General features: G+C 73.2%; 13 protein-coding genes. 2 read left to right on the top strand and 11 right to left on the bottom strand.

What is annotated here, in order from left to right:
• Positions 1 to 65 precede the first annotated feature (65 nt).
• A complete protein-coding gene (locus DSM104329_RS12995) occupies positions 66 to 827 on the top strand; it encodes a class I SAM-dependent methyltransferase (RefSeq protein WP_259315867.1) in 762 nt (253 codons plus the stop codon).
• Between the two features lie 41 nt (positions 828 to 868).
• Here DSM104329_RS12995 and DSM104329_RS12990 read toward each other — a convergent pair whose 3' ends face one another.
• The 3 genes from DSM104329_RS12990 to DSM104329_RS12980 form a co-directional block, all read right to left on the bottom strand.
• Positions 869 to 1,549: a cation diffusion facilitator family transporter gene (locus DSM104329_RS12990; RefSeq protein ID WP_259315866.1), complete on the bottom strand. Its 681-nt coding sequence runs from the start codon at positions 1,547 to 1,549 to the stop codon at positions 869 to 871.
• A gap of 27 nt (positions 1,550 to 1,576) precedes the next feature.
• A complete protein-coding gene (locus DSM104329_RS12985) occupies positions 1,577 to 1,948 on the bottom strand; it encodes an ArsR/SmtB family transcription factor (RefSeq protein ID WP_259315865.1) in 372 nt (123 codons plus the stop codon).
• 227 nt (positions 1,949 to 2,175) lie between these two features.
• Positions 2,176 to 3,666: an outer membrane protein assembly factor BamB family protein gene (locus tag DSM104329_RS12980; RefSeq protein WP_259315864.1), complete on the bottom strand. Its 1,491-nt coding sequence runs from the start codon at positions 3,664 to 3,666 to the stop codon at positions 2,176 to 2,178.
• A gap of 53 nt (positions 3,667 to 3,719) precedes the next feature.
• On the opposite strand from DSM104329_RS12980, the gene DSM104329_RS12975 reads away from it, so the two are divergent.
• Positions 3,720 to 5,183 (top strand): hypothetical protein, encoded by a 1,464-nt coding sequence (locus DSM104329_RS12975; RefSeq protein WP_259315863.1) that lies wholly within the window; start codon positions 3,720 to 3,722, stop codon positions 5,181 to 5,183.
• Here the strand turns inward: DSM104329_RS12975 and DSM104329_RS12970 are convergent.
• From DSM104329_RS12970 to DSM104329_RS28945, 8 genes are all read right to left on the bottom strand, one after another.
• Positions 5,164 to 5,985 (bottom strand): ABC transporter ATP-binding protein, encoded by an 822-nt coding sequence (locus DSM104329_RS12970; RefSeq protein ID WP_259315862.1) that lies wholly within the window; start codon positions 5,983 to 5,985, stop codon positions 5,164 to 5,166. The two genes, DSM104329_RS12975 and DSM104329_RS12970, sit on opposite strands and share 20 nt — an antisense overlap.
• Before the next feature lie 7 nt (positions 5,986 to 5,992).
• A complete protein-coding gene (locus DSM104329_RS12965) occupies positions 5,993 to 6,886 on the bottom strand; it encodes an ABC transporter permease (protein WP_259315861.1) in 894 nt (297 codons plus the stop codon).
• Between the two features lie 31 nt (positions 6,887 to 6,917).
• On the bottom strand, positions 6,918 to 7,829 hold the full coding sequence (locus DSM104329_RS12960; protein WP_259315860.1) for a glycosyltransferase family 2 protein: 912 nt from the start codon (positions 7,827 to 7,829) through the stop codon (positions 6,918 to 6,920).
• Positions 7,826 to 8,614 carry a CDP-alcohol phosphatidyltransferase family protein gene (locus tag DSM104329_RS12955; RefSeq protein ID WP_259315859.1) on the bottom strand — a complete coding sequence of 263 codons (789 nt, stop codon included), beginning with the start codon at positions 8,612 to 8,614 and terminating at the stop codon, positions 7,826 to 7,828. The genes DSM104329_RS12960 and DSM104329_RS12955 overlap by 4 nt, the downstream gene beginning before the upstream one ends.
• On the bottom strand, positions 8,580 to 9,638 hold the full coding sequence (locus DSM104329_RS12950) for an iron-containing alcohol dehydrogenase family protein (protein WP_259315858.1): 1,059 nt from the start codon (positions 9,636 to 9,638) through the stop codon (positions 8,580 to 8,582). Before DSM104329_RS12950 ends, DSM104329_RS12955 begins: the two co-directional genes overlap by 35 nt.
• A complete protein-coding gene (locus tag DSM104329_RS12945; RefSeq protein WP_259315857.1) occupies positions 9,626 to 10,357 on the bottom strand; it encodes a phosphocholine cytidylyltransferase family protein in 732 nt (243 codons plus the stop codon). Before DSM104329_RS12945 ends, DSM104329_RS12950 begins: the two co-directional genes overlap by 13 nt.
• The gene (locus tag DSM104329_RS28950) at positions 10,354 to 10,935 is read right to left on the bottom strand and encodes a DUF5941 domain-containing protein (protein WP_326924503.1); all 582 of its coding nucleotides are present in this window, start codon (positions 10,933 to 10,935) and stop codon (positions 10,354 to 10,356) included. The genes DSM104329_RS12945 and DSM104329_RS28950 overlap by 4 nt, the downstream gene beginning before the upstream one ends.
• 93 nt (positions 10,936 to 11,028) lie before the next feature.
• Positions 11,029 to 12,900 (bottom strand): CDP-alcohol phosphatidyltransferase family protein, encoded by a 1,872-nt coding sequence (locus tag DSM104329_RS28945; protein WP_326924496.1) that lies wholly within the window; start codon positions 12,898 to 12,900, stop codon positions 11,029 to 11,031.
• Positions 12,901 to 12,945 lie beyond the last annotated feature (45 nt).

Genomic DNA, 12,945 nt, shown 5'->3' with positions numbered 1-12,945 from the left:
GCCGCAGAGAGCCGGGGCGGATTCCGGCAGGATCCGGGGCCGATGGCGTCGAGGCCGGCAGCGCGATGAGGCAGGACGACCGCGCGCCGTTTCACCGCGCACTGCATCGCGCGCGGCTGTCCGCGTACGCCGCCGGCGAGTACGTCGGGCAGGAGAGCTTCATGACCGCCGGCGAGATCCGGGGCCTGGCCGCCCAGGCGGGCATCGGCCCCGGCGTCGGCGTGCTCGACCTGTGCTGCGGCACCGCGGGGCCCGGGCGGCTCCTCACCCGAGAGCTGGGCTGCGCCTACCTGGGCGTGGACGCCAGCGCGAGCGCCGTCGCCGTCGCCCGCGATCTCGCGGGCGATCTGCCGTGCCATTTCGCGGTCGCGCACGTTCCGCCGCTCCCCTCCGGTCCCTTCGACGTTGTGCTCCTGCTCGAGACGATGCTCGCCTTCGAGGACAAGGACGCCCTGATCCGCGAGATCTTCCCGGCGTTGCGGCCCGGCGGGCGGTTCGCCTTCACGCTCGAGGAGGGGCCGCCGCTGACCGCAGCCGAGCGAGCGGCGATGCCCGACGCCGACACGGTCTGGCTCACCCCGCTCGACGAGCTGACCGCATCCCTGGAGCGGGCGGGGCTCACCGTCACATGGCAGGAGGACCACAGCCGCGCCCATCGCGCGACGGCGCAGGCGCTGACGAGCGCGTTCGCCGAGCACGCCGAGGAGATCGCCGCCCAGATCGGCCGCCGGGCGCTGGACGAGCTGCTCGCCGCCCACCGCCTCTGGATCCGATGGCTGGACGAGGGGCGCGTGCGCAAGCTGGCGCTGGTGGCGACGCGGACCTGAAGAACCTATGCCGCGAGGCCGGCGGCGCTCGCCTTGGTGGGTCAGTGATGATGGTCGTGGCCGGTGATCGTGCGCCACGAGGACCAGGTGATGCGCAGGATCAGGGCGGTGATCGCGAGGCCGATGATCGGGTCGGCGAGATCGAGGCCGAATGCGACGACGATTGCACTGGCGACGACCGCGAGGCTGACGAGCCCGTCGATGCGGGCGTGGTTGCCGTCGGCGATCAGCGCCGGGCTGTGCAGCCGGCGTCCGGCGCGCAGCCGCACCTGCGCAGCGAGTTCGTTGCCGATGAACCCGATGGCTCCCGCGACGGCGAGCACGCCGAGGTGGTCGATCGGATGAGGGTGCACGAGCCGGTTGATCGCCTCGGCGGCGGCGACCACCGCGCTGACGAGGATCGCCAACACGACGAAGTAGCCGGCGCGCTTCTCGGCGACGGCTGAACGCATGAGGAACGCGGCGCCGAGCGGGATCGCGGTCAGCGCGTCGCCGAAGTTGTGGATCAGGTCAGCGAGCAGCGCGACGCTGCTGGTGGCGACGAACACGACGACCTGCAGCAGTGCGGTCACCAGCAGCACGACCAGGCTGAGCGAGACGGCCCGCACGCCGTCGCGCGAGCGCTTGATCGACTCGGGGACGAGCCCATGCGAATGGCCGTGTCCGCGGTGGTCGTGCGCCGGGCGATCGTCGTGCCGAGCCTGTGCGGGTTCCGCGCTCATGTGCTCCACCGCGCCTCGCGTTCACCGTCAGGCGCCGACCGTCAGCGATGCGCCGGCGCGCCCCGCCAACCCGAGGCGCACGTGGTCGACGTGCGCGATGACCTGCTCGAGCATCTCGGCGACGTGATCGTCGTGCAGCTCGTAGACGACCTGGCGGCCGTCACGCTGCCCGACGACGAGCCCGAGGTGGCGCAGCAGCCGCAGCTGGTGGGAGACCGCAGAGCCCTCCATCCCCACGGCGGCCGCGATCGTGCTCACCGACGCGGGCCCGACGTGCAAGCGCGCGAGGATGCGCAACCGGCTGGGCGCGGACAGGGCCTGCATCGCTTCGGCGGCCGCGCGTGCGTACCGGTGGTCGTCGATCAGACGATCGACGTCTGCGTGTGTTCCGTGCGCCATTGCCCGAGAGAATAGCTGAATGATTGTTCAGGTCTACACTCAGTCCCTGACGGTTGACGCGCAACCCACGGTGCACGACCCGCGGCTCTTCAGGCTGCTGTGGTTGTCGGTCGCCGCAGCCATCGTGACCATCGCGCTCAAGACGGGCGCCTGGCTGCTGACCGGATCGGTGGGCCTGCGACGACACAGCGCTGGACCGCCGGGCCGCGTCCCGCCCCGGCTGAGCGTCAGTTCGACGACCGGCGCGCGCGCTTCTTCGCGGCCTGCGTCTTGCGCTTCGCCGCCCGCTTCTTCGCCGCCGCCCGGCGCTGCGCCGCGCGCTGCTGGGCCGCCCGCCGGCGCGCGGCGGCGCGCTTGGCCGCCGCCCGCGCGCGGGCGGCCCGCTTCTGCTCCGGGGTGCGCGGCGCGATCTGGCGCAGCGCGGTCACCGAGGAGCTGCCGGTCAGGTACAGCCACTGACCGTCGGTGACCATGGGGTCGAACGAGCCCGCCGAGCGGCGGAACACGACCCGGCCGTGTGCCGTGCTCAGCCCGACCGTCTCGCGCTTGGCGAGGTTGGCGAAGTAGACGGTGGTGCCGATGACGGTCGGCGAACCGGAGATCCGGCCGCCGGCGTCGTAGGTCCAGCGTGTTCGGCCCGACCGCGCGTCGAACGCGTAGAAGCGCCCGTCGTAGGACCCGACGAACACGGTCGGCCCGACGTCCGGGACGTTGTCGACCGCGGCCGACGAGTAGACGTAGCCGCCGGTCTGCCGCGCCCAGGCGAGCTTGCCGGTGCGCGAGGCGAACGAGTACTCGCGGCCGTCGGTCGAGCCGATGTACACGCGGCCGAACGCCACCGCCGCGGTCGCGTAGAAGTTGCCGGACCGCACGAGGCCGCGCGCCGCCCCGGACTTCCACAGCAGCTTGCCGTCCGACGCGCGGACGGCGTGCACGTCGCCGCCGTAGCTGCCGAAGTACAGCTTGCCCGCGTCGTAGCTCGGGCTGCCCTTGATCGCTCCGGACGCGTGGTAGGTCCAGATCTGGCGCCCGCTGCGGGCGTCGAGCGCATACATGGTGCCGTCCTCGGTGCCGAAGAACACCTTGCCGTCACGCAGCAGCGGCGAGGACTCCCCGCGGCTCGGCAGCCCCTTCGACCAGAAGACACGGCCGGTCCGCCGGCTCAGCGACATGATCTTGCCCTTGCGGCTCCCCTTCGCGCCTTCGAGCAGCACGACGTAGAGCCGGAACTCGTCGACCGCCGGGCTGCTCGCGGCCAGCGCGCCGACCTGCCGGCGCCAGCGCATCCGGCCGTTGTTCGCCTTGAACGCCATGAGCGTGCCGTCGTCGACGAGCAGGTAGAGCGTGCCGTCCCAGATCACGGGCGGGAACTCGGTCAGCGCGGGCGCGCGCCGCACCCACATCCGCCGCCAGGGCCCGTTCAGCGCATGGTCGGGCGCAAAGACCCGCGTGTGGCCCTGCGTGTAGCCGTAGCGCGGCCAGTTGACGGTCCTGGGCTTCTGGGGACGCCTGGGCTTCGACGGCGTGGTCGGCGTCGTCGGCGTCGTGGCCGGCGGCGTCGTGGTGGGGGCCGGGGCGTCGAACTCGACGTTCGGGTTCGACACGTCGCCGGGCTCCTTGGAGACCACGAGCCACGCCGCGACCCCTGCACCGGCGGCGAGCACGGCGAGGAGGCCGAGCGCGATGAGCACGCGCGGGCGGCGCAGGAAGGCGGACACGGAGCGCCATGGTAGGGAGCGCCGCCTGCGCGGCCGGTATCTTCGTGAGTCGGATGGCCACCGCGACGCCCCCGCGCGCCGCGCCGGCCACGATGGCCCGCTGGCTGCCCGCCGTGGCGACGATCGTGGGCGTCGCCGCGCTCCTGTACCTGGTCTACGACCCGTGGTATCTCAACTACGACGCGCGCTACGCGCTGCTGTGGGCGCACGACCTGTGGCACGGGTTCACGCCGGAGTACACCGCCGACTACGCCCCCACGCCCCACCCGCTGCAGATGGCGGTCAGCTCGATCGCGCTGCCGTTCGGCGACAACGCCGACCGGGTCATGGTCCTCATCACGCTCCTGTGCTTCGGCGCGCTCGTCTGGCTCGTCTTCCGCCTGGGCAGCCGGCTGTTCACGCCATGGGCCGGCGCGCTCGCCGCGCTCGTCGTCCTGACCCGGCCCGCGATCGAGCGCGACGCGGTCCTCGCCTACCAGGACCTGCCCTTCGAGGCGCTCATCGTCGGGGCCGTCCTGCTCGAGGCGGTGAAGCCGAAGCGGGGCGTGCCGGTGCTCGCGGTGCTGGCGGTCGCCGGGCTGCTGCGCCCCGAGGCCTGGGTGCTCTCCGGCCTCTACGTCCTCTACCTGTGGGCGGGACGGACGTGGCAGGAGCGGGCGAAGCTCGTGGCCGTCGCGCTCATCGCCCCGGTCGTATGGGCCGCGAGCGACTGGATCATCACCGGGGACCCGCTGCACTCGTTGCACGGCACGTCCGAGCTGGCCGCGTCCAACGACCGGCGCCGCTCGATCACCCAGGTGCCGAGGTGGGGCGCGGCCTACCTGGCCTTCACGCTGCGCGAGCCGCTGATCCTGGGCGTGCCGATCGGCATGGTCTTCGCCTGGATGTACCGGCGCCGCCAGGGCGTGCTGATCGTCGCCGTCGTCGTGGCGATGCTCGCCGTCTTCGCGATCGGCCCGCTGTTCGGCCTGCCGCTGATCGGCCGCTATGTGCGGACCCCGGCGATCCTGCTGTCGCTGTTCTACGGCGCGGCGGTGTTCGGCTGGCAGCTGCTGCCGAAGCACGCCTCCGCGCGCCGATGGTGGATGGGCATCGGCGCCTTCGCGCTGCTGCTGTCGCTCGTGTTCATCCCCAAGCAGCTCTCGATGCTGCGCGACCTCGACCAGCGCTTCGCCGCCGACAGCCACCTCTACGCGGACCTGCGCAAGGCGGCCGAGGCGCCGAAGGTCAAGGCGGCCTTCGCGGTCTGCGCGCCGCTGTCGACCGCCGACCACCGCCCCATTCCCTACTTCCGATTCTGGGCGGCAGGGCCGCCGGGCAGCGTCGGCACCGTGCGCGGGCACGCCAGCCCGCTCGGCGAGCTGTTCCTCCAGCCCCGGCACACGAAGTACGCCAAGCGCTTCTACAAGAAGAACTTCCCGAAGGCGACCGCGCCCGCCCGCTACACGCGGATCTACCGCAACCGCAGCTACGCCGTCTTCGCCAGCCCGCGCTGCGTCAGACGTCTTCCTGCGTGACCTCGTCGTCCTCGTCGACCTTGAGGTAGCGCTGGTAGGCCCGGATCACCTTCCCGGGCCGGCCGTACTCGACGAGCTCGCCCTTGTTCAGCCACGCGACCTCGTCGGAGAGCTCGCGCAGCGAGCGCAGGGCGTGGCTGACGAGCACGATCGTGTGCGCCTGGTCGCAGAGCTCGCGCATCTTGTCGAACGACTTGCGCTTGAAGTGCGCGTCGCCGACCGACAGCGCCTCGTCGATGAGCAGGATGTCGGGCTCCATGTTCACCGCCACGGAGAACGCCAGGCGGCCGTACATGCCCTGCGAGTAGGTGCGCATCGGCATGTCCATGAACTCGTCGAGCTCGGCGAACTCGACGATCTCCTCGTACTTGTCCTCGAGCTGCTCGCGGCTCAGGCCCGCGGCGAGACCGCCGAGCACGACGTTCTGGCGGCCGGTGAGCTTGCGGTCGAAGCCCACGCCGAGGGCGAGCAGCGTGCTGACGCGCCCGTGGACCTCGATGCGCCCGTTCGTCGGCGGCAGGATGCCCGCCATCGCCCGCACGAGCGTCGACTTCCCGGCGCCGTTGGCGCCGACGATGCCGAGCACGGTGCCGCGGGGGACCTCGAAGGAGACGTCGCGGACCGCCTTGATCTCCTTGGTCACCTTGCGGCGGCGGCGGAGGCGTGACAGCGTGCCGACGAGCGTCTGGCGGTGCGCGAGCGCCGTCTGGTACGTGATCGAGACGTTCTCGACCTTGATCGAGGCGGGGGCCTCGGCCGCCCGCTCGGTCTCGTCCCGCGCGGACGCCGCGGGGGCGGGCACCGGAGCCTCAGAGGCGGACAGCGAACTCACGCTCCCGGGAGACGAAGAACAGGCCGCCGGCGACGAACGCGACCACGGCCCATGCCCCGCCGAGCACGAGCCACGTCGTGCCCGGCGTGATGCCCTGGTTGAGGGCCTCGCTCCACGCGGTCAGCATGCTGCCGAGCGGGTTGGCGTAGAGCAGCCACTTGTAGCCGTGCGGCACCTCGGCCGCGTACCAGAGGACCGGGCACGCGTAGAGCCAGATCCGCAGCAGGTACGGCAGGAAGTTGGCCATGTCGCGGAAGTAGACCTGCAGCGCGGCCACGAGCATGCAGATCCCCAGCGTGAACACGAGGATCTCCAGGAGCGGCACGATCGCCCACAGCATCTCCACGTCGAACGACAGGCCCGAGGCGACGTGGACGATGACGTAGACGCCCATCGTCGGCAGGAACCGCATGACCGACGTCAACACGGCCGACAGCGGCAGCAGTGTGCGTGGGAAGGCGGTGTTGAGGATGAGCCGGCCGCCTGACGTCACCGACTTGACCGCGGGACGCACGGAGTCCGAGAACAGGTAGTAGGCGAAGATCCCGCCGAGCAGGTGGGCGAAGAAGCCCTTCGGGTGGTGGCCGCTGCGCAGGATGTCGACGAGCAGGAAGTAGACGACCCCCAGCAGCAGCGGGTTGAGGATGAGCCACGTCATCCCGAACGCGGTGCCGTAGTGCTGCGCGGCGAGCCTCGTGCGCGCGAGCTCGATGGCGAACTCGCGCCGGCGCCAGAGCTCGTGCACGTAGGCGCGCAGCGGCGGGAGCCCGACCTTGTGGGGCTCGTAGACATGCACCTCGGGCGCGAACTCGTCCTCCCACTGGCGGTGCAGTGGGTCGTCGGCTGACGCGGAGACCGTCTGGGTCGACATCCGATCTCAGGCTATTGCGTCCTCGGGCGCATCAGATCACGGGCGGGCGGCCGTTGCGGGTCATGCGCCACAGCGTCGCGGCCCGCAGCGGCCGCCGCGGGCCGCACGGGAGCCGCAGGCCGTCGCGATAGCCGCGCAGCGCCGCGCGCAGGTGGCGGCGGCGCAGGAGCGTCGGCAGCGTCCTCGCGGCGAACGTGGCGACGAACAGCAGCCCGAGCGGGGCCGGGAGGTTGCGCCGGGCGATCCACACGCGGTTGCGGGCGCCGTAGTAGGCGGAGTAGCCGTGACGGCCGACGACGTGCGACGGGTGGCGGGCGACGACGTCGCCGGCATAGTGCACGCGGTAGCCGGCGTCGAGCACGCGCCAGGCCAGGTCGACGCCCTCGTGAACGAAGCGGAACTCGCCCGGCCAGCCGCCGACCTCCTCGAACACGCTGCGGCGGATCGCCACCGCCCCCTCCCACAGCGCGGCCACGTCGCCCGAGCGCGACCGGTCGCCGACGCGCAGGCGCGGCACCCAGTTGCGCAGCGGCGGCCCGTCGTCGCGTGACTCCACGCGCAGTTGGACGGCGCCGAGCGCCGGATCGGCGGCGAACTTCGCGGCGACGCGGGCGAGGCCGTCCGCATCCGCCAGCGACGCGTCGTCGTCGAGGAAGAACAGCAGGCGTCCGTCCACGTGCTCGACGCCCGCGTTGCGCCCCGCCGGGATGCCGACGTTCTCCGGCAGCCCCACGCCGCGCACGCCCGCCGGCAGGCCGCTCGGCTGCCACGGGTTGCCGACCACGACGACGTCGAGCTCAACGCTGGCCTGGTCCAGCAGCGTGGCGAGGGCGAGGCGCAGGTCGTCGGGCCGCCGGCCGCCCGTGAGCACGACGCAGCCGAAGGTCTCGGGCCCCACGGCGTCCGGGCCGCGGCGGGTGGAGGGGTGCGGCGCGCCGCTCACCGCAGCCGGCTCGACGTCAGGATCGCCAGCAGGTGACCGGCCGCGGTGACCGCTGCGATCGGCACGAGTGCGATCAGCAGCCCCCGCGTGACGTCCAGGTCGCCCGCGATCTCGTCGCCGACCGCCGCGGCCAGCGCCAGCAGGGTCGCCTCCATCGCCACGAACGCGCGGAAGAACGGCAGCCGCCCCAGCGCGCTGCGCGCCGCCGCCAGCCCGGCCGCGCGCGGCGCCGCGACCGCCCGCGTGTCCTGCGCGCGCGGCAGCCCGGCCTCCACCCGCGCGATCGTCACGAGCACGGTCTCGGACTTCACGAGCAGCACGAGCACCGACACGACGAGCCCGAGCGTCGTCCAGCCGCCGATGTGCTCCCAGCCGCCGTCGGCCCGGATGCCGAGCCCGACCGGCAGCAGCGCCTCGGTCACGTAGTGGCCCAGCCGGTCGAGGTAGATCCCGGCCGGCGACTTGCGCTCCGTCCACCGGGCCAGCTCGCCGTCGGAGCAGTCGAGCAGGAGCTGCAGCTGGATCAGGACGACGGCGAGCGCGGCCGGCCAGATCCCGGGCAGCGTCAGCGCGGCGGCCGCCGCGATGCCGGACAGGATCATCAGCCACGTGACGCCGTTCGGCGTGATCGGGGTGCGCAGCAGCAGCCGCGTCAGGTACGGCGACAGGCGGCGCATGTACAGGCGCCCCGCCCAGTGCTCGCCGCTGTTGCGCTCGAAGATCGAGGGGGGCTGGGTGACCGCGCGCAGCTCAGCGATCGACGGCGCCGACGTACGCGTCGACACGGCGCCTCACCTCCCGCTCGTCCAGCCCGAGGTGCTCGAGGATCGTGTAGCGGTCCGGGCGCGTGGACGGCGCGTGGTGCACCGCCGCGGCGAACTGCCCGGGAGTGAGCCCAACGTCGGCGGGCACCCGCGGCAGGCCGTGGTGCGCGAGGCAGGCGTCGAGGTGCGCGGCGGTGTCCGCGTCGTCGCGCAGATGGCAGGTGAACAGCGCGGCCATGCCGGCGAGCTCGCCGTGGTTCGCGCTGCCCGGGAACAGGTGGTCGATCGCGTGGAGGATCTCGTGGTCGGCGCCGCTGCACGGCCGGCTCGATCCGGCGACCGCCATGGCCAGGCCGGAGAGCACGAGCGCGTCGGCCAGCGCGTAGAGGAAGCGGTCGTCGTCGATGGAGTCGCTGCGGTCGATGATCGCCATCGCGCCGGTGCGCGCGAACGTGACCGCGAGGCCGTCGACGGTCTCGCCGCGCTCGCGCTCGGCGAGCCGCCAGTCGTCGATCGCGGAGAGGTTGGAGACCGCGTCGCCGATCCCCGACCGGCGCATCTCCGGCGCGCTGCGGCGCACGTAGTCGAGGTCGACGACGACCGCGATCGGCATCTGCACCCCGAAGGACATCTTGCGCCCGCCCTCGGTCAGCGACGCGACGGGCGACGCGAGGCCGTCGTGCGCGAGCGACGTCGCCACCGCCACCATCGGCAGGCCGGCGAGCGACGCGGCGTACTTCGCCACGTCGATCGTGCGCCCGCCGCCGATGCCCACGAGCGCGTCGTAGAAGCCCGAGCGCAGGCCGCGCGACAGGTCCATCGCCGCCTCGACCGAGCCGCCCTGCACCGGGATGATCTCCGCGTTGGCCAGCTGCGGGCGCAGGACGGCGGCGATGGCCTCGCCCTGTCCGGGCCCGACGGCCACCGCGACGTGCCCGCCGCTGGAGATGCGGCGGTCGGCCAGCAGCGGCGCCAGCGCCTCGATCGCCCCCGGTCCGATGTCGATGGCCAGCGGCGTCCCGACCATGCGCGCTAGCAGCGGCACGCGACCTCCCGCGCCCGGGCGAGGTCGGCATGGTCGTCGACCTCCACCCACTCGACCACGCCGATCGGCGCGATCGCCACGCGCCCGCCGCGGTCGGCGAGCTCCTGGAAGCCGTCCTCGTAGTAGAGCGACGGGTCGCGCTCCCACGTCGCCTGCAGGGCGTCGGCCAGCGGCTGCGCGGCCGCCGGCTCGATGAGCGTCACGCCGATGTACTCGCCGTCCGCGGTGGCCGGGTCGAGCGCCTTGTTGATGCGGTCCAGCAGCCCGTCGCGGACGTGGACCTTCATCTCCTCATCGCCCATCTCGTGCGACTGGTCGACGGCGATGACGACGTCGCCGGCGCCGCGCGCGGCGAGCAGCGTCTCCTCGACCGACGGCGGGTGCACGGTGTCGCCGTTGGCCATCAGCACGCCCTCGGCGAAGTGCTCGCGCGCGCACCACAGCGAGTACGCGTTGTTCCACTCGAGCGCCTTGGGGTTGAACAGCAGCTCGATCTCGAGGCCGTGGCGGCGCTCCAGGGCGGCGCGGCGCTCGACGAGCACGTCGTGCTGGAAGCCGGTCACGACCACCGCGCGGTCGAGCCCGACGTGCTTGAGGTTGCCCAGGGCGACGTCCAGGATCGTGCGGTCGCCGTCGACCTCGAGCAGCGTCTTGGGCAGCGCGTCGGTCAGCGGGGCCAGGCGACTGCCCCAGCCCGCGGCGAGCACCATGCCGATCATGCGGCTTCTTCCTCCTCGTCCTCGTAGAGCATGGGCCGTTGGGCCCGTTCGAAGTGTCGCCAGCCGGTGACGGACTCGCCGACCAGCACGACGGCCAGGAGCCCGGCCGCGATGTACATGCCCGCGGGCAGCGCGCCGGCGATCAGCAGGACCCAGACGAGCACGAGCCGTCCGTCCCACCCGAGCGTGACGAGGTTCACCCACTGCGGCGGCACCGTCCCGCGGTAGCGCAGGCGGTAGACGAGGTCGTACTGGCGGAAGGCGACGACGCCGAGCAGCGCGAACGCGGCCGGCAGCGAGCGCTCGCCCGCGATCGCCGCCATCCACAGCACCGCCGCGTACTCGCCGATGCGCAGCAGCGACGGGATCGCCCAGCGCAGGCGATCGGTGTGCGGGCGCCCGCTCGAGGTGCCGGCCGTGACGATCAGCCAGGCGATCAGGGCGCCCGGGACCCACCGGTCGGCGTCGTCGCCGGTGATCGCGATGACGATCAGCAGCGCGGCGACCCCGAGCGCGATGAGCGCCGTCGGCGCCAGCGGGACGGCGCGCCCGGCGACGCGCCCGAGCGTGCGGGCCAGGGGGCCGTCGTCGCGGTAGGTCTCGAGCGAGCTCAGCGAGTCACCTCCCTCCGGGTCGGAACGGTGGTGGCTGAGGACCCGCGGGCCCGCACGTCACCGGGAGATCGACCGCAGGAAGCGGCCGGTCAGGGTGTAGACGGCTGCGAAGCCGCCCCAGACGATGAGCACCACGAACGTCGTGTGCGCGCTCCAGATCGCCGCCGTGAGCGAGATCGCGGCGAAGCGCTCGCCGATGGGGAACGCGACGATCTTCTTCAGCCAGCGGGCCGCGCCGAGACGGTCGACCCGGTGCCACACCGACAGCAGCCCCTTCGACATCCGGACGCGCAGCGGCGGCGCGGGCGCCTCGACGACCTCGGCGACGGGTGCCGCGGCCGCCACGACCGACTCGGGCGGCCAGCGCACCGCCGGCGGGTTGGGCCCATCCCAGGCACGGTGCAGCGGCGCGTGCTCGGTCGCCCCGATCTGCAGCTGCTGGCTGGTGCCGAAGGAGAAGTCGCCCATGTGGCGCGCGATCTGCAGGGTCAGCGCGATCCCGGCCAGCAGCCACACGGACTCCCCCATCCGCGTCCCGCCGATCGCCAGCCCGGCGAAGACGACGTACTCCTTCGTGCGGTCGAAGATCGAGTCCAGCCACGCGCCCAGCTTGGAGAACTGGCGGCTGTAGCGGGCCAGCTGGCCGTCGACGCAGTCGAACGTGAACGCGAGCTGCAGCAGGATCGCGCCGGCGATCAGCCCCCAGCGCTCGCCCGTGGCGAAGCCGGCGGCGGCGAGGAAGCCCAGCGCGAGCGAGAAGGCGGTGACCTGGTTGGGCGTCAGGCCGCGGCGCGCGGTCCAGCGCGCGATGTAGCGGGAGTACGGGCTGACGAAGAACGTCGTGAAGAAGCCGTCGCTGGCCTTCACCGCCGAGTCGAGCAGGACCTTGTCCTCGTCGTAGCCGACGATGCGCTCCTCGGCCTCGGCGATCGACGGCGCCGACAGCGGCCGCGCCCAGAACAGCGAGCGCAGGTAGCTGTGGCCGACGTGGGTCCCGCCGCGCACGAGCCCGACGAGCACGAGCGAGACGGAGTCCTCCGGCGCGGCCTGCACGCGCAGGGCCAGCTCCTCGCGCACGTCGGCGGGCAGCTCGACGGCGTCGAGGACCTCGGGCCCGATCGGCTCGCCGGGCGCCGGCCGCCAGGCGGGAGCCTCGCCGTCCGCGGGGACCTCGCCGGCCGGCACGGCGTCCAGCTCCTCGGCGTGGCCGAGCACGCTGCGCGCCAGCGAGTGGCGCCAGCGGCGCTCCTTGATGAGCATCTCCTCGGCGAACACGCCGGGCGGGTCGGCGAGGATCGCGGCGAGCTCGTCGGCCTGGCCGGCGGCGCGGCCCCGGTCGTCGGGTCCGACCTTGAGGACGCCGAGGAAGCTCATCGTCGGGCGCTGGACGTGGTGGTAGGCCGAGCCGGCGCTCGTCACGCGGCCGCGGCGCGAGCGCGTGCGCGTCGCGAACGGCCGCCCGGTGCGCGCGCCCGTGCTGAGGATGGCGGTCGCCAGCCGCGGGTCGGCGAGCACGCCGGCCAGCGCCTCGCGGTGGGTGACGATGTCGCCGTAGAGCAGGACGAGCGGGGCGTCGGCGCGCTCGCGGGCGATCTCGGCGATGTGGCGCAGGTCCTCGGCGGCGTCGGCGCTGGGCAGGACGAGGGTTCGGGGCCCGCCGGCCGGGAGCGCCGCGGTCACCGCCGGGCTCCACGCGGTGCGCGTGAGCACGCGCACGTCGCGCACGCCGAGGCTGGCCATCTGCTCGACGAGCCGAGCCAGCAGCGTCGTCTGCTCCCAGGCCAGCAGCGCGGCGGGACCGCCGTCGTCACCCGCCGCGGTGGCGACGAGCACCGACGTCGTGCCCTCGGCGGCGAGGCCGCCGACGGCTACGCGGTCCGCGGCGCCGGAGTCCGCCGCCGGGCGCTGATGTGCAAGGGATTCGCGCATGGAGAAGCTCGCCCTGCGCATGCCGGTCCGACACGCAGCGAGACC

The organism is Capillimicrobium parvum, assembly GCF_021172045.1.
In the GTDB taxonomy this organism is placed as follows: Bacteria; Actinomycetota; Thermoleophilia; order Solirubrobacterales; family Solirubrobacteraceae; genus Capillimicrobium; species Capillimicrobium parvum.
Note: the sequence above shows the minus strand (reverse complement) of the source record. Positions and strands in the feature narration are given on the sequence as shown.